Here is a 15,040-nt window from a genome sequence, read left to right on the forward strand (position 1 = left end):
GGATTCTAACAGCTTGTATCACTTCGCGTCAGATCCGAGTTTGCAATGAATACAGCAACTCTAGTGCCTGACGAGGTGTCAGGTCGTCGACTTTCACCTTCGACAGTTCTTCCAGTACCGGGTGAGGCAGGCTGGCAAACAGGTCACTTTGCATCGGCGCCGCCGGTTTTCCGGGTTTTGGCCGTGGTTGTTCGTGGGGCAGGCTGGTGGTTTCCAGCCGTTGCAAATGCTCCTTGGCGCGAGTGATGACCTTGCCTGGAACCCCCGCCAGTTGTGCCACAGCCAAGCCGTAGCTCTGGCTTGCCGGCCCCGGAAGAACCCGGTGCAGGAACACGATCCGCTCGTTGTGCTCGGTGGCATTCAGATGCACGTTGGTGACCAGTGGTTCACTCTCGGGCAATACCGTCAGCTCGAAATAGTGCGTGGCGAACAGGGTGTAGGCGCGCAATTGGGCGAGACATTCTGCCGCAGCCCAGGCCAGGGAAAGACCGTCGAAGGTACTGGTGCCGCGGCCGACCTCGTCCATCAGCACCAGACTGCGATCAGTCGCGTTATGCAGGATATTGGCGGTTTCGCTCATTTCCACCATGAAGGTCGAACGTCCACCCGCCAGATCATCGCTGGAGCCGATACGGGTGAAGATCCTGTCCACCAGAGACAGCTCGCAACTGGCAGCCGGTACAAAGCTGCCAATGTGGGCCAGCAATACGATCAAGGCGGTCTGACGCATGTAGGTCGATTTACCGCCCATGTTCGGGCCGGTGATCACCAGCATGCGGGTGCTGTCATCCAGAGACAGGTCGTTGGCCACGAAAGGCGTGGACAGCACTTGCTCGACGACCGGATGACGACCCTGGTCGATGCGCATGCACGGCTCGCTGACAAAACGCGGACAGTTGAGGTCCAGATTCAGTGCCCGCTCGGCCAGGTTGCTCAGGACGTCCAGCTCGGCCAAGGCCGCGGCGGTGTCCTGCAGCGGTGCCAGATGGCCGATCAGGTCTTCCAGCAAGGCCTCGTAAAGCATTTTTTCCCGGGCCAGGGCGCGGCTCTTGGCCGACAGTGCCTTGTCCTCGAACTCTTTGAGCTCGGGCGTAATGAAGCGCTCGGCACCTTTGAGGGTCTGGCGACGGATGTAGTCGGCGGGCGCCTGTTCGGCCTGTTTGCTGGGCAGCTCGATGAAGTATCCGTGTACGCGGTTGTAGCCGACTTTCAGGTTGGCCAGGCCGGTACGGGCCTTTTCACGGGCCTCCAGGTCGATCAGGAACTGGCCGGCGTTCTCGCTCAGCGATTGCAGATCGTCCAGCTCGGCATCGTAGCCGGTCTTCAGCACGCCGCCGTCGCGGATCACCGCAGGCGGGTTATCGATGATCGCCCGTTGCAGCAGGTCTGCCAGTTCCGGGTAGGTGCTGGTGGTTCTGGCCAGTTGTTGCAGGTGCGGCGCTTCCAGGCTGGTCATCGCTTCTTGCAGTGCCGGCAGGGCGCCCAGTGCGTCGCGCAGGCGAGCCAGATCGCGAGGACGGGCGTTGCGCAGGCCGATACGCGCCAGAATGCGTTCGATATCGCCGATTTCCTTGAGCTGCGGTTGCAGGCTCTCGAAGCGGTAGCTTTCCAGGAAGCAGCCGATGGAAGTCTGGCGCGCCTGGAGAACGGTCAGGTCACGCAGCGGACGATTGAGCCAGCGAGTCAGCAGGCGCGTGCCCATGGCAGTCTGGCAGCGGTCCATGACCGATTGCAGGGTGTTGTCGCGACCTCCGGCCAGATTGGTGTCCAGCTCGAGGTTGCGGCGGCTGGCGGCATCCAGCACCACGGTATCGTCCAGACGCTCGTGACGCAGGCTGCGCAAGTGCGGCAATGCGGTGCGCTGGGTTTCCTTGGCATAGCTCAGCAGGCAGCCTGCGGCACCGATGGCCAGTGTCAGGTTTTCACAGCCAAAGCCTTTGAGGTCCTGAGTCGAAAACTGCTGACACAGGCTTTTATGTGCCGAATCACGCTCGAAATCCCAGGGCGCGCGACGGCGAGAGCCACGACGTTTTTCTGCCGGAAGGCCTTGAGGCCAGTCATCGGGGATCAGCAGTTCGACAGGGTTGATACGCTCAAGCTCGGCCAGCAGGTTTTCCCAGCCCTTGATTTCAAGCACGCTGAAGTTGCCGCTGGTGATGTCCAGCACCGCCAGACCAAACAGACGTTCGTCACCCAGCACGGCGGCGAGCAGGTTGTCCCGGCGCTCGTCCAGGAACGCTTCGTCACTGATGGTGCCCGGCGTGATGATACGCACGACCTGACGTTCCACCGGCCCCTTGCTGGTTGCCGGATCGCCGACCTGCTCGCAGATCACCACCGATTCGCCCAGCTTTACCAGCTTGGCCAGATAGCCTTCGGCGGCATGGTAGGGAATGCCGCACATGGGGATGCTCTGGCCTGCTGACTGACCGCGTGCAGTCAGGGTGATATCCAGCAGCTTGGCGGCTTTTTTTGCGTCTTCGTAGAAAATTTCATAGAAGTCGCCCATGCGATAGAACATCAGTTGATCGGGATGCTGGTTCTTCAGCTTCCAGTACTGCTGCATCATCGGGGTGTGCGAAGAGAGATCGGAAATTGCTTTATTCATCAGTAGGTTAGGCAAGTTCGTTAGAAGGGTGGGGCAAATTTCAGGGGGCGACATGGGCTCCCTCTCGTGCCGAGGGTTGTCTGCCGTGTCTTTGCGATGGGCGCAAGGTTACCACGCACACCTCCACAACGCAGGCGCGGCTGACACTTCCTGTATCGTCACCGAAGGTTTCAGGGCGCCCAAGGGTGCGGATGGCCTGTATAGACTTCCAGCGTCGCCGCTCGATAACGGGCGGCATCTTATAAAAAGGGACTTTTATATGAAGAACAAACGAGCAAGGGATTCCGGTAACGGGCGCTTCATTACGGTGGATGAAGCCAGGCGCAGGCCCAAAGAAACAACCGTTGAGACGATCCGCAAACCCTCTCCCAGGAAAAAAGAGTCATAGTTGGCTTATCTGGCTGGCGGTTGCCCAGGTAACCGCTTTGCCCGCTTCGTTCGGTTGGTACAGGAAAAGATCGTGGATGAAATAACCCGGCTTGCTGCCTCTCTCGGCAAGCATCTGCAAGCCATCAAGGCTCAGGTGACGACCGCCGAGTCCTGCACGGGCGGCGGGATTGCCGAAGCCATTACCCGTATCGGCGGTAGCTCTGCCTGGTTTGAGGCAGGCTATGTAACCTATTCCAATACTCAGAAAACCCGCCAGCTCGATGTGCCTGCCGAGCTGTTTGTGACGCATGGTGCAGTCAGCCAGCCCGTCGTGGAAGCCATGGTGCGTGGTGCGCAGGAGAAAAGTGGTGCTCGTTTCGCCGTTGCCGTCAGTGGCGTGGCAGGGCCTGGCGGTGGTTCGGCTGAAAAGCCGGTCGGCACTGTATGGCTGTCCTGGGGCATGGGAGAGACGCTTGTCGCTCAGCGTCGACAGTTCGACGGCGATCGCGATGAAGTGCGCCGACAAACGGTGAAGGCCGCGCTAGAGGGGCTGATACAGCTTGCTGTTGGAGAAATGCCAAAACAGGGGTAGGCGAGCGCTCATCGCTGTGGAATAATACTGTCTACTTATACAGGTGTTCTGATCGCTCAGGCCCTAAATTGAATTTGATTACGTGAGGACTTCAATGGACGACAACAAGAAGAAAGCCTTGGCTGCGGCCCTGGGTCAGATCGAGCGTCAATTCGGTAAAGGTGCCGTAATGCGCATGGGTGACCATGACCGTCAGGCTATTCCTTCTATTTCCACCGGTTCGCTGGGTCTGGATATCGCGCTGGGTATCGGCGGCTTGCCTAAAGGCCGGATCGTTGAAATCTACGGTCCAGAGTCTTCGGGTAAAACCACGCTGACCCTTTCGGTCATCGCTCAAGCCCAGAAAGCAGGTGCAACCTGTGCGTTCGTCGATGCCGAGCACGCACTGGACCCTGAATACGCCGGCAAGCTGGGCGTCAATGTCGACGACCTGCTGGTTTCGCAGCCGGACACCGGTGAGCAGGCGCTGGAAATCACCGACATGCTGGTGCGCTCCAATGCCGTTGACGTCATCGTCGTCGACTCCGTGGCTGCACTGGTACCCAAGGCCGAAATCGAAGGCGAAATGGGTGACATGCACGTGGGTCTGCAGGCTCGCCTGATGTCCCAGGCGTTGCGCAAGATCACCGGTAACATCAAGAACGCCAACTGCCTCGTCATCTTCATCAACCAGATCCGTATGAAGATCGGCGTGATGTTCGGCAGCCCGGAAACCACCACCGGTGGTAACGCCCTGAAGTTCTACGCCTCGGTACGTCTGGATATTCGCCGTACCGGCGCCGTGAAAGAAGGCGATGAAGTGGTGGGTAGCGAAACCCGTGTCAAGATCGTGAAGAACAAGGTGGCTCCGCCGTTCCGTCAGGCAGAGTTCCAGATTCTTTACGGCAAGGGCATCTACCTCAACGGTGAGATCATCGACCTGGCTGTGTTGCATGGCTTTGTCGAGAAGTCCGGCGCGTGGTACAGCTACCAAGGCAGCAAGATCGGTCAGGGTAAAGCCAACTCGGCCAAGTTCCTGGCGGATAACCCGGAAATCGGTTCGGCACTTGAGAAGCAGATTCGCGACAAGCTGCTGACTCCAGGCGTCGACACCAAGGCTGTAGGCTCCCGTGAATCAGCCGATGCCGATGACATGGCTGAAATCGACGCCGATATCTGATCAGCCTCATGCCAGTTGTGCTCGATACCACTGTCGCTGTACGACGAACCGCAATGGACCTGCTCGCTAGGCGCGAGCACGGTCGAGTCGAGCTGACGCGCAAATTGCGTCAGCGCGGCGCTTCTCCAGAGCATATCGAGTCCGCCCTTGATCGTCTGGTCGAGGAAGGTCTGCTCTCTGAATCCCGCTACCTTGAAAGCTTCGTTTCCTCCAAAGCGCGTTCTGGCTATGGGCCTTTGCGTATCCGTGAGGAACTGGGGCAGCGTGGCTTGCAGCGTGGGGATATTGAAGAAGCGCTCAGAGAGTGCGGTGTCGACTGGCAAGCCCGCTTGTACGAAACCTGGCAGCGCAAGTTCGCTGGCAGGTTGCCTGCTGATGCGCGAGAGCGTGCCCAGCAAGGCCGCTTCCTGAGTTATCGCGGGTATCCGCTGGATATGATCGGCCGCTTGTTGAGCGGCCTAGGTGAGGATGATTAGCCAGGTATCCAGTACGGATATCAGGCTTTTCGGGCAAGGCTCTCCGGCAGGTTGATGTAGTCGATCAACTCGCGAAGCCGGCCCTGATTACGCCCTGTGAATGCGAAGGCGAGGCGTGTCAGGTTACTGAATTGCGCTTCGTCGTGCTCTTCCCCCTGATAACTGTGCTGATGGAAGTCCTCGCTGCTGCAGATATCGGCAAAGGCTTTCTGGATGTGCGCCATTGCCTGCTCGCTGAGCGGGTGATGCATGCGAATCACGAACGTGTTCTTCAGCCAGCGACTGGAGTGGAAGTTGCTGTAGAACCGGTTGATTTCTTCGACTGCTTCATCGGTGCTGTAAACCAGCCGCATCAGTTTCATGTCGGCTGGCAGAATGTAGTGGTTGTCCTCCAACTGATTCTTGATGAAGTCCAGTGCGCTCTGCCAGAAGTTTCCGCCCGGTGTATCCAGCAAAACCACAGGCACCAGCGGGCTTTTGCCGGTCTGGATCAGTGTCAGCACTTCAAGTGCTTCGTCCAGAGTGCCGAAGCCGCCCGGGCATAGCACCAGCGCATCGGCTTCCTTGACGAAGAACAGCTTGCGGGTAAAGAAGAAGTGGAACGGCAGGAGGTTTTCAGTGCCTTCCACCGTCGCGTTGGCATGCTGCTCGAAGGGCAGGGTGATATTGAAGCCCAAGCTGCTGTTACGTCCGGCACCTTCATGTGCGGCAGCCATGATGCCGCCACCGGCACCGGTGATGACCATCATGTCGGAACGCGCCAGCTTTTCCCCCAGGTTTCTGGCCTGTGCATACAGAGGATGTTCCACCGGCGTGCGTGCCGAGCCGAACACCGTCACCTTGCGGCGCCCCTTGAAACGTTCCAGCACCCGGAAGGCTCTGTCCAGTTCGCGCAGGGTTTGCAGCGTTATCTTGGCGTCCCAGCGATTTCGGCCATCTTCGGCCATGCGTAGTACGGTGAGGATCATGTCCCGATAAAGGGGCAGGTTGGGACTGTCGGGAGCGACCTGCTTGATGTGCTCTTCGATCTTGCTGGTGATATCCAGACCATTGCTCTGAAAGTGTTGCGATAGAACATCGTTAGGTACATACGGCATTCAAGATTTCTCCTCCTGCAGAATGATTTGATCCTGACAAGACTCGTCCCAGGATCGCAAAGCATCGTACGTTGCCGATGATTGAAGCTCTCTTCAGGTTATATGATGGCTCGATAATGTCCCGCTTTCCTCTAAAAGGCTATCGATTATCGGTTGGTGGCAAGGGGCTGGAAGGGGGCTTTGCGAAGGAGCGCGCCGCCTTCAGGGCTGCGCGCAATGAAGCGAGGGAGTTGCTTACTTGCCGGATTTCTTGACCGCGCAGTCCGAAGCCTGGAATGTCTGGCTGATGACCGGACGATTGGTCTTGTATTCAGTGAATTGATATTTCAGCACGGCACCTTTGGTCATCAACTGACGATAACCGTTGTTGTGGCAAACGCTGTTGCCCAGCTGGCTGCGGACGGCGTCCGGATTGGCACGCATCTGCTGCGCCTGGCCTGCACGCACGCTCAGGTGGTTGATCAACTCCTTGCCGTTGACGGTGTAACCCTGGTCCAGGATGTCTTCGTTGATTGCCCGTGGCGTGCCGACGCTGCTTTCCTTCGCGACTTTTTCCAGCATGGTGCTGAGTTCGAATTCCTGCTTTGACGCTGCCTGCGCGGCCAGAGGGGCGACGAGCAAAAGCGTAAGGGTTGGGGCGATGAGGCGCAGCATCAAACTCTCCTGATTCAGTGGCTGGCGGTTTTGACCAGCGACTTCAACGTGTGTTCCGGATAACCTGCCCACGGCGCGGCTCCAATGGCGCGCCAGTATAGGATAGGAGCAGTCGGCTCGAAAGCAGGTTGAACCGCCGGGGCTCTGGTAAACTGCGCGGACTTTTTACCCCTGTCGAGTTCTTGCTGTGTCGATGCCTTTCTTCAGCGGGCGTGTCTTTCCATGAGCCATGCTGTTTCCCGCCTGCGCGATCAGCGTCTGGCCCGTAGCACCAAGCCCTTCATTGCCCGTGGTTCCCGGGCACCACGCTGTCCGGATTGCCGGGTGATTTCCAGCTATTGTCTGTGTGGGTGGCGGCCTAAAGTCGCGGCAACCTCGGGCATGTGCCTGCTGATGTATGACACCGAGCCGTTGAAGCCGACCAACACCGGCTGGCTGATCGCTGATGTCATCGAGGACACCCACGCCTTTGGCTGGTCGCGCATCGAAGTCGACGAGCAATTGTTGGCCTTGCTGGATGACCCGCAGTGGCAGCCCTATATTGTCTTTCCGGGTGAGTTCGTCGCCAAAGAGCGGGTCGTGACCCGTGTGGCTCTTGAAGAGGGCAAGCGTCCGCTGTTCATTCTGCTGGATGCGACCTGGACCGAAGCGCGCAAGATGTTCCGCAAGAGCCCTTACCTTGAGCGGTTTCCGGTACTGAGCCTGGAGCCGGAGCAGATTTCGCGTTACCGGTTGCGTCGTTCCCGTCGCGATGACCATTTCTGTACGGCCGAGGTCGCCGCGCTTTGTCTGGAGCTGGCTGAAGACACCAGTGCCAGCAGTGTGCTGGATGCTTATCTGGACGTATTCAGCGCCCATTATCTGGGTGCCAAGTTCCAGAGACCGATCGATCCGGACGATGCCGCTCACCGTTATCTGAAGGCTTTTCTTTGAGGAGCCGAGTGCCTGTCGTGCGGATAGAGGCCGATTGCCATTTCGGATTGGGCTCAAGGCAGTATCAAGCTTGACCACCATTGCCGGGCTGGGCATGCTTGGCGCCGCCTGAGCGCTGAACTTGCTGGTCTGGCGTGAATGTGCCCCGGGCGCTCACTATAAAAACAGGATCAAAAAATGACCTACGACATCCTGATCGCCGATGATCATCCGCTGTTTCGTAGCGCGTTGCATCAGGCGTTGAGCATCGGCCTGGGGCCTGATGTGCGGCTGGTCGAGGCAGAGAGCATTGCCCAGATCGAATCTCACCTGGCGCAGAAGACTGACTGGGATCTTGTCCTGCTGGATCTGAACATGCCGGGTGCCTATGGTTTTTCCGGGCTGGTCTTGCTGCGGGGTCAGTATCCGCAGATTCCGGTGGTCATGATTTCGGCCCAGGAAGAGGCTTCAATCGTGGTGCGCTCCCGTGAGTTCGGCGCCAGCGGCTTCATTCCCAAGTCCAGTCCCCTGGAAACCATCCAGCAGGCGGTACGCACCGTGCTTGAGGGGGATGTCTGGTGGCCGCCGCAAGTCAATGAAGTGGTCAGTGTGTCGGATGAAGCCAAGGCGGCCAGTGCCGGCCTTGCCAGCCTGACGCCGCAGCAGTTCCGCGTATTGACCATGGTCTGTGAAGGCTTGTTGAACAAGCAGATCGCCTATGAGCTCAGCGTTTCCGAAGCAACCATCAAGGCTCATGTCACGGCGATTTTCCGCAAGCTCGGCGTTCGCACGCGCACTCAGGCTGCGTTGTTGCTGCAACAGCTGGAATCGGTTTCGGCCAATTGAGCATCGGTTCTTCACGCTTTTTTGACCCGTGTTGCCTTAGATTTCCTCACCTTTCGACACAGTAGTCTATCCATGCCTTCACCCTTCAAGGGCCAGACCGGCCTGAAACGTATCCTCAATGCTGCAGGTTATTCCTTTGACGGTCTGTCGGCCGCCTTCAAGGGGGAAGCGGCCTTTCGTCAACTGGTGCTGCTCAATGTCGTGCTGATTCCGTTGTCCTTCGTGATCAACGTCAGCCGTGGCGAGCATGCCCTGTTGATTGCCGTATGCCTGCTGGCCCTGATCGTCGAGCTGCTCAACTCGGCAGTCGAAGCGGCCATTGACCGCATTTCTCTGGATCTGCACCCGTTGTCCAAGAACGCCAAGGACATGGGCAGTGCCGCCCAACTGGTCGCGCTGAGCATGATCGCCGTGGTCTGGGGAGTGATCCTGCTCGGCTGACCTTCTCAGTACAGGCTGGGTATCACGATTTCGTCGCTGCGCTGGACCCCGGCGGTAAAGGCGCGGCACAACTCGAGAAACTCTCGCATGGCAGAGGTCTGGTACTTCTGCTTGTGCCAGATGAAGTAGAACTGCCGCGACAGATCCAGCTCCGGCGTATCCAGAGCCACGAGGCTGCCACGTCGAAACGCATCGCGCAGGGCCAGCCGGGAAATACAGCCGATGCCCAGCCCCGATTCCACCGCTCGCTTGATGGCTTCGGTGTGTTCCAGCTCAAGACGCACATTCAACCCGTTACGGTGATGACGCATGGCCTGATCAAAGGTCAGCCGTGTGCCCGAGCCCTGTTCACGCAGAATCCAGGCTTCACGTGTCAGTTCCGCCAGGCTGGCATGGCCGCGTTTGGCCAGTGGATGCTGGGGAGCGCAGAACACCACCAGCTCATCTTCGACCCAGGACTGCACTTCGATATCGGGGTGGCTGCAATCGCCTTCGATCAGACCCAGATCAATTTCGTAATGCGCCACCTGCTGCACGATATGCGCAGTGTTCTGGACATGCAGCTTGACCTGGCTTTCCGGGTGACGCTGCATGAACCCGCCGATCAGCAGGGTCGCCAGGTAATTGCCGATGGTCAGTGTGGCGCCGACTGCCAGTGAGCCGAAGCCGGACTTGCCGTTCAGCAGGTCTTCGATTTCCTTGGCCTGATCCAGCAGAGCCACCGCCTGGGGCAGTAACTGGCGTCCGGTCGCGTTGAGGCTCAATCGCTTGCCGGCGCGATCGAACAACTGGCAGCTGGACTGGCGCTCCAGCTCGGTGATGGATGTGCTGGCCGCCGATTGCGAGAGAGAGAGCATGACCGCTGCCCGGGACACGCTTTCCTGCTGGGCAACGGCGACGAAGACTTGAAGCTGACGAAGAGTAAATCGCATATCTATATAACCGATAACCCATATCTTGATAATTAATTTAACAGATATTGTGTCTGCCACTAGAATGTCGCGCAATAGCGCTTATGCCCAGCGCAGAAGAATTTTTCAGGAGTTCCCACGTACATGAGCAACATGAACCACGAGCGTGTCCTCAGCGTCCATCACTGGAACGACACTCTCTTCAGTTTCAAGTGCACCCGCGATCCGGGTCTGCGTTTCGAGAACGGTCAGTTCGTGATGATCGGTCTTCAGCAGCCTAACGGTCGTCCGCTCATGCGCGCCTATTCGATTGCCAGCCCGAACTGGGAAGAGCATCTGGAATTCTTCAGCATCAAGGTGCCTGATGGTCCGCTGACCTCGCAGTTGCAGCACCTCAAGGAAGGCGACGAGATCATCATCAGCAAGAAGCCTACGGGCACTCTGGTTCTGGATGACCTCAAGCCTGGCAAGCATCTGTACCTGCTGAGCACCGGTACTGGTCTTGCGCCGTTCATGAGCGTCATTCAGGACCCGGAAACCTACGAGCGTTTCGAGAAGGTCATCCTGTGCCACGGCGTACGTTACGTGAACGAAGTCGCTTACCGCGAATTCATCACCGAGCACCTGCCGCAGAACGAGTTCTTCGGTGAAGCGCTGCGCGACAAGCTGATCTACTACCCGACCGTTACCCGTGAGCCTTTCGAGAACGAAGGCCGCCTGACCGATCTGATGCGCAGCGGCAAGCTGTTCAGCGACATCGGTCTGCCACCGATCAATCCTCAGGACGATCGCGCCATGCTGTGCGGTAGCCCGAGCATGCTTGATGAAACCAGCGAAGTGCTGAACAGCTTCGGCCTGACAGTCTCCCCACGCATGCGTGAGCCGGGCGACTACCTGATCGAGCGTGCATTCGTCGAGAAGTAAGTTGTTTTGATAAAAGCCGCCTCCCTCTTCCTGAGCGAGGCGGTTTTTTATTGGGCGGGATTTTTAGCTGGCACAACCTCAAGCACCCGGATCATCCCCGGCTGCGGATAATGCCAGCGCACGTCCATATCCCAGAACTGCGCGCCGTAGCGACGTTCCGGCGCAGGCACCTGATAGGCCGGACGCGGGTCCTGAGCCAGGCATTGCTCGATCAGTTCCACCAGTGGCTCGTCAAGGCGTTGTGCGTGCTCACGGGCTTGCAGCAGCGCGCTGTCCTCCCAGTGAACAGGGATCAGTTCCGGTGCCGCACTAGCAATGCGGTTGCTTGCATGGGGCAGGGCATCGGCATAAGGCACATAGGGCTTGATATCCAGCACCGGCGTGCCGTCAAGCAGGTCGATACCGGAAATCCAGAGCCGCCCCGCCTCGACCTTGTCCAGCCTGACCACGGATTGCCCGATGCCATTGGGCCGGTGCGTTGCACGGGTGGCGAACACGCCCATGGACTGGTTGCCACCCAGGCGTGGCGGACGCACCTTGAGGCGTGGCTTGTCTTCCAGAGCCTGATGGAACAGAAACAGCAGCCACACATGGCTGACCTGTTCCAGGCCTTGTACGGCTTCACCCTGATCAAAGGGCGCAACCAGCTCCAGGCAGCCACGGGCGGCGGGAGCCAGTTGTGGCTGGCGCGGAATCGCGAATTTCTCCTTGAAGCAGGAACGCACGAAACCGACAGGAGAGACGTTGTAGGTCACGAATCAGCCGCGTACGCGCAAGGTCAGGCCCTTGAGGAAGTTGCGCAGCAACTGGTCGCCGCATTCGCGGTAGTTGTTGTGGCCGACCTTGCGGAACAGGGCACTGAGCTCCGGTTTGGACACCGGGAAGTTCACGGACTTGAGGATGTCGTGCATGTCGTCTTCCTTGAGTTCAAAGGCGACACGCAGTTTCTTGAGCACGATGTTGTTGGTGATCGGCAGTTCGATGGGCTGTGGTGGACGGCTGTCGTCCTTGCCGCGCTTGAAGATCACCAGTCCATCGAGAAAATGGGCCATGATTTCATCGCTGCAATCGAGGTAGCCTTCTTCCTCTTCCTTCTTGGTGAAAGCGATCACGTCGTTTTTGGTGATTTCAAAGCCGGTGAGCCTGGTGATCTCGACAATCTTGTTGTCGCTGATATCCAGCATATAGCGCACGCTGCGCAGTACATCGTTGTTCATCATGAGGCGTGAGTCCTGGTAAGTCGTTGTAACGGCGCACGAGTTGTCGTGCGCTGCAAAAAATGAAGGTTAGAATTTTTCCTTGGCCGTCATGTAGCGCCACTGGCCCTCAGGCAGTTTGCCCATGGAGACGCCACCGATGCGGATGCGCCGGACTGCGACGATCTTGAGGCCCACGGCCTCGCACAGTTGGGCAATAATGCCGGGCTGCGGGTTCTTCATGGCAAAGCGCAGGCGGTTCTCGTTCTGCCAGCTGGCTTTGACGGCAGGCAGTTCCTTGCCTTTGTAGCTAAGGCCATGGTTCAGACGGTTGAGGCCATGGGCAACCATCTCGCCCGAGACTTCCACGACATATTCCTGCTCTATCTTGCTGCGGTCGTCGGTGAGCTTGCGCAGGATTTTCCAGTCCTGGCTGAACACCATCAGGCCGCTGGCATTGGCTTGCAGGGTCGAAATCGCTTCAAGGCGCAGGAAGTGCCCCTTGAGCGGGCGCTTGCCGAAGCTGTGTTCCTGGGAAAGGGTACCCGGGGTAATCATTTGCAGCGCGCTTTCGACACTGGCCGAGGCCGGTTTGTGCAGAATGATCGTGACGGCTTCCGGGGTTTCGGCCCTGGCGTCGGGGCTGAGTTCGACCTTCTGGTTTTCGACCTTGAACTGCGGCTCTTCGACCACCTCGCCATCCACGGTCACCCAGCCGCCCTCGATATACAGTTCAGCCTCGCGACGGGAGCAGCCGACCAGTTCGATAAGGCGTTTGGAAAGGCGAATGGGGTCTGTCATGAAAAAGAAGCCGTTACTGATGGGAAAGACGCCATTGTACCTGCGCACGCCTGATAATCGGTGCGAATAATTAATGGATGCCTTGTCGCGGCCAGGGCTTTTCCCGCGTTTGGTGGATCAACTCAAGCAGGGTAGCGCTTCTAGCGCCGCATTCTCAGGATCGGATAAGGTTGCCCAAGCCCGTCCAGTTCGCTGCGGTGGATCACCTCGAAACCTTGCCTGCGATAAAACCCCAGGGCTTGCGGGTTTTGTTCGTTGACGTCCAGCTCGTTGATGTTGAAATACTCGATGGCATGGTCAAGCAGGTGCTTGCCCAGGCCCTGACCGCGATGTTCGGGATCGACAAACAGCATTTCCAGCTTGTACAGGCTGATGCCTGCAAAGCCTGTGATCTTCAAGTGTGCGTCGCGGGTGCAGAACAGGGTGACCGAACCCAGGTACTGCGTGAGCAGCAGCTCTTTGAGCATGGCGATGTAGCTATCGGGCAGGAAGTCGTGGGTCGCACGTACCGAGCGTTCCCAGAGGTTGGCCAGTTCCTGAAAGTCGTTTTGCTCGGGCGTGTACAGGTCCATTTCGATGGGCTCTTGTGGTGGGCTGCATGAGTAGACAACCCGGACCGATAAAAAAGCCCCGCCGTTTTCAAGGGCGGGGCTGATTCGGTTTCAACTTCAGTCGATGATTTCGGCCCACAGATCGTATTCGTCGGCGTCTGTCACGCGGCACATGATCTTGTCACCGGGTTTGACCGGACTGTCGTCTTCAAGACCGATATAGACGTTGCCGTCGATTTCCGGCGCATCGAAGAAGCAGCGGCCTACTGCACCGCGCTCGTCCACTTCATCGATCAGGACTTCGATGTCCTTGCCGATCTTCATCTGCAGACGGGCAGCGCTGATTGCCTGTTGATGCGCCATGAAGCGATCCCAGCGATCCTGCTTCACGTCGTCCGGTACGATTTCTGCGTCCAGCAGATTGGCAGGCGCGCCTTCAACCGGCGAGTACTGGAAGCAGCCGACGCGGTCGAGTTGTGCTTCGGTCAACCAGTCCAGCAGGTACTGGAAGTCTTCTTCGGTTTCGCCGGGGAAGCCGACGATGAAGGTGGAGCGGATGATCAGGTCCGGGCACTGTTCGCGCCAGTTCTTGATGCGCGCCAGGGTCTTGTCTTCAAAGGCCGGGCGCTTCATGTTCTTGAGCACTTTCGGGCTGGCGTGCTGGAACGGGATGTCCAGGTACGGCAGGATTTTCCCGGCGGCCATCAGCGGGATCAGCTCATCGACGTGCGGGTACGGATAAACGTAGTGCAGACGAACCCAGACGCCCAGGGAGCTGAGAGCCTGGCACAGTTCGGTCATGCGGGTCTTGACCGGCTGGCCGTTCCAGAAACCGGTGCGGTATTTGATGTCGACGCCGTAGGCGCTGGTGTCCTGGGAAATCACCAGCAGCTCTTTCACGCCGGATTTGACCAGACGCTGGGCTTCATCGAGCACATCGCCTACCGGACGGCTGACCAGTTTGCCGCGCATCGACGGGATGATGCAGAAGCTGCAACTGTGGTTGCAGCCTTCGGAAATCTTCAGGTAGGCGTAGTGACGTGGCGTCAGCTTGATGCCTTGTGGCGGTACCAGATCGATCAGCGGGTTGTGGTCCAGCTTCGGTGGCACGACCTGATGCACGGCATTGACCACCTGCTCGTATTGCTGAGGGCCGGTGACCGACAGCACGCTCGGGTGCACGTTGCGAATGACGCTTTCGTCCACGCCCATGCAACCGGTCACGATCACCTTGCCGTTTTCGGCAATGGCCTCGCCAATCACTTCCAGGGATTCCGCCTTGGCGGTATCGATGAAGCCGCAGGTGTTGACCACAACCACGTCAGCATCTTCATAGGTCGGAACGACTTCGTAACCTTCCATGCGCAGTTGGGTCAGGATGCGCTCGGAGTCGACCAGAGCTTTCGGGCAACCCAGGGAAACGAAGCCTACCTTGGGGGCGGACGGCGTGGTGACGGTGGACATGGCAAACCTCGGCGTGAAGGGTGCCTGGCTCAATACGCG

16 protein-coding genes are annotated in these 15,040 nt (G+C 58.4%); 7 read left to right on the top strand and 9 right to left on the bottom strand.

From position 1 onward, the window contains the following. Window positions 1-28 precede the first annotated feature (28 nt). Window positions 29-2,596: a DNA mismatch repair protein MutS gene (gene mutS / locus KGD89_RS06365; protein WP_162883726.1), complete on the bottom strand. Its 2,568-nt coding sequence runs from the start codon at window positions 2,594-2,596 to the stop codon at window positions 29-31. A 472-nt stretch (window positions 2,597-3,068) separates the two neighbouring features. Between mutS and KGD89_RS06370 the strand changes: the two genes are divergently transcribed. The 3 genes from KGD89_RS06370 (at window position 3,069) to recX (ending at window position 5,204) form a co-directional block, all read left to right on the top strand. Further along, window positions 3,069-3,569, top strand: a complete 501-nt coding sequence (locus tag KGD89_RS06370; protein WP_038400228.1) for a CinA family protein — start codon at window positions 3,069-3,071, stop codon at window positions 3,567-3,569. A gap of 94 nt (window positions 3,570-3,663) precedes the next feature. Then, window positions 3,664-4,728: a recombinase RecA gene (recA, locus tag KGD89_RS06375; protein ID WP_025258976.1), complete on the top strand. Its 1,065-nt coding sequence runs from the start codon at window positions 3,664-3,666 to the stop codon at window positions 4,726-4,728. A gap of 8 nt (window positions 4,729-4,736) precedes the next feature. After that, a complete protein-coding gene (gene recX, locus KGD89_RS06380) occupies window positions 4,737-5,204 on the top strand; it encodes a recombination regulator RecX (protein ID WP_025258977.1) in 468 nt (155 codons plus the stop codon). A gap of 20 nt (window positions 5,205-5,224) precedes the next feature. Here the strand turns inward: recX and KGD89_RS06385 are convergent, their stop codons facing one another. Both KGD89_RS06385 and KGD89_RS06390 read right to left on the bottom strand, forming a co-directional pair. Continuing rightward, window positions 5,225-6,301, bottom strand: coding sequence for an LOG family protein (locus tag KGD89_RS06385; RefSeq protein WP_025258978.1), 1,077 nt, complete (start codon window positions 6,299-6,301; stop codon window positions 5,225-5,227). Between the two features lie 234 nt (window positions 6,302-6,535). Beyond that, complete coding sequence (locus tag KGD89_RS06390) at window positions 6,536-6,955, bottom strand: quorum-sensing-regulated virulence factor family protein (RefSeq protein ID WP_025258979.1); 420 nt, start codon at window positions 6,953-6,955, stop codon at window positions 6,536-6,538. A 222-nt stretch (window positions 6,956-7,177) separates the two neighbouring features. Here KGD89_RS06390 and KGD89_RS06395 point away from each other — a divergent pair, with 222 nt between their 5' ends. The 3 genes from KGD89_RS06395 to KGD89_RS06405 all read left to right on the top strand — a co-directional run bounded on the left by KGD89_RS06395 (window position 7,178) and on the right by KGD89_RS06405 (window position 9,154). Continuing rightward, window positions 7,178-7,888 carry a tRNA-uridine aminocarboxypropyltransferase gene (locus KGD89_RS06395; RefSeq protein ID WP_025258980.1) on the top strand — a complete coding sequence of 237 codons (711 nt, stop codon included), beginning with the start codon at window positions 7,178-7,180 and terminating at the stop codon, window positions 7,886-7,888. A gap of 177 nt (window positions 7,889-8,065) precedes the next feature. Beyond that, entirely contained in the window at window positions 8,066-8,713 is a 648-nt protein-coding gene (gene erdR, locus KGD89_RS06400) for a response regulator transcription factor ErdR (protein WP_025258981.1), read from the top strand. Between the two features lie 72 nt (window positions 8,714-8,785). Further along, on the top strand, window positions 8,786-9,154 hold the full coding sequence (locus tag KGD89_RS06405; RefSeq protein WP_025258982.1) for a diacylglycerol kinase: 369 nt from the start codon (window positions 8,786-8,788) through the stop codon (window positions 9,152-9,154). Between the two features lie 5 nt (window positions 9,155-9,159). Here KGD89_RS06405 and KGD89_RS06410 read toward each other — a convergent pair whose 3' ends face one another. Further along, on the bottom strand, window positions 9,160-10,086 hold the full coding sequence (locus tag KGD89_RS06410; protein ID WP_025258983.1) for a LysR family transcriptional regulator: 927 nt from the start codon (window positions 10,084-10,086) through the stop codon (window positions 9,160-9,162). Between the two features lie 123 nt (window positions 10,087-10,209). Between KGD89_RS06410 and fpr the strand changes: the two genes are divergently transcribed. After that, a complete protein-coding gene (fpr, locus tag KGD89_RS06415; RefSeq protein ID WP_002554680.1) occupies window positions 10,210-10,989 on the top strand; it encodes a ferredoxin-NADP reductase in 780 nt (259 codons plus the stop codon). 47 nt (window positions 10,990-11,036) lie between these two features. Here fpr and tsaA read toward each other — a convergent pair whose 3' ends face one another. The 5 genes from tsaA to rimO all read right to left on the bottom strand — a co-directional run bounded on the left by tsaA (window position 11,037) and on the right by rimO (window position 15,001). Continuing rightward, window positions 11,037-11,744 carry a tRNA (N6-threonylcarbamoyladenosine(37)-N6)-methyltransferase TrmO gene (gene tsaA, locus KGD89_RS06420; RefSeq protein ID WP_025258984.1) on the bottom strand — a complete coding sequence of 236 codons (708 nt, stop codon included), beginning with the start codon at window positions 11,742-11,744 and terminating at the stop codon, window positions 11,037-11,039. 3 nt (window positions 11,745-11,747) lie between these two features. Then, window positions 11,748-12,209: a YehS family protein gene (locus KGD89_RS06425; protein ID WP_025258985.1), complete on the bottom strand. Its 462-nt coding sequence runs from the start codon at window positions 12,207-12,209 to the stop codon at window positions 11,748-11,750. Window positions 12,210-12,275: 66 nt separating this feature from the next. Beyond that, on the bottom strand, window positions 12,276-12,986 hold the full coding sequence (locus KGD89_RS06430; protein WP_025258986.1) for an rRNA pseudouridine synthase: 711 nt from the start codon (window positions 12,984-12,986) through the stop codon (window positions 12,276-12,278). Window positions 12,987-13,126: 140 nt separating this feature from the next. Next, window positions 13,127-13,558 carry a GNAT family N-acetyltransferase gene (locus KGD89_RS06435; RefSeq protein WP_038399764.1) on the bottom strand — a complete coding sequence of 144 codons (432 nt, stop codon included), beginning with the start codon at window positions 13,556-13,558 and terminating at the stop codon, window positions 13,127-13,129. A 96-nt stretch (window positions 13,559-13,654) separates the two neighbouring features. Further along, window positions 13,655-15,001: a 30S ribosomal protein S12 methylthiotransferase RimO gene (gene rimO / locus KGD89_RS06440; RefSeq protein WP_025258987.1), complete on the bottom strand. Its 1,347-nt coding sequence runs from the start codon at window positions 14,999-15,001 to the stop codon at window positions 13,655-13,657. Window positions 15,002-15,040 lie beyond the last annotated feature (39 nt).

Source organism: Pseudomonas cichorii (assembly GCF_018343775.1).
Classification (GTDB): domain Bacteria; phylum Pseudomonadota; class Gammaproteobacteria; order Pseudomonadales; family Pseudomonadaceae; genus Aquipseudomonas; species Aquipseudomonas cichorii.

Bases quoted from the DNA above. Each gene is read 5' to 3' on its own strand.
- recA (WP_025258976.1), top strand. From the start codon at position 3,664: ATGGACGACAACAAGAAGAAAGCCTTGGCTGCGGCCCTGGGTCAGATC.
- recX (WP_025258977.1), top strand. From the start codon at position 4,737: ATGCCAGTTGTGCTCGATACCACTGTCGCTGTACGACGAACCGCAATG.
- KGD89_RS06385 (WP_025258978.1), bottom strand. From the start codon at position 6,301: ATGCCGTATGTACCTAACGATGTTCTATCGCAACACTTTCAGAGCAAT.
- KGD89_RS06390 (WP_025258979.1), bottom strand. From the start codon at position 6,955: ATGCTGCGCCTCATCGCCCCAACCCTTACGCTTTTGCTCGTCGCCCCT.
- KGD89_RS06395 (WP_025258980.1), top strand. From the start codon at position 7,178: ATGAGCCATGCTGTTTCCCGCCTGCGCGATCAGCGTCTGGCCCGTAGC.
- erdR (WP_025258981.1), top strand. From the start codon at position 8,066: ATGACCTACGACATCCTGATCGCCGATGATCATCCGCTGTTTCGTAGC.
- KGD89_RS06405 (WP_025258982.1), top strand. From the start codon at position 8,786: ATGCCTTCACCCTTCAAGGGCCAGACCGGCCTGAAACGTATCCTCAAT.
- KGD89_RS06410 (WP_025258983.1), bottom strand. From the start codon at position 10,086: ATGCGATTTACTCTTCGTCAGCTTCAAGTCTTCGTCGCCGTTGCCCAG.
- fpr (WP_002554680.1), top strand. From the start codon at position 10,210: ATGAGCAACATGAACCACGAGCGTGTCCTCAGCGTCCATCACTGGAAC.
- KGD89_RS06425 (WP_025258985.1), bottom strand. From the start codon at position 12,209: ATGATGAACAACGATGTACTGCGCAGCGTGCGCTATATGCTGGATATC.
- KGD89_RS06430 (WP_025258986.1), bottom strand. From the start codon at position 12,986: ATGACAGACCCCATTCGCCTTTCCAAACGCCTTATCGAACTGGTCGGC.
- KGD89_RS06435 (WP_038399764.1), bottom strand. From the start codon at position 13,558: ATGGACCTGTACACGCCCGAGCAAAACGACTTTCAGGAACTGGCCAAC.
- rimO (WP_025258987.1), bottom strand. From the start codon at position 15,001: ATGTCCACCGTCACCACGCCGTCCGCCCCCAAGGTAGGCTTCGTTTCC.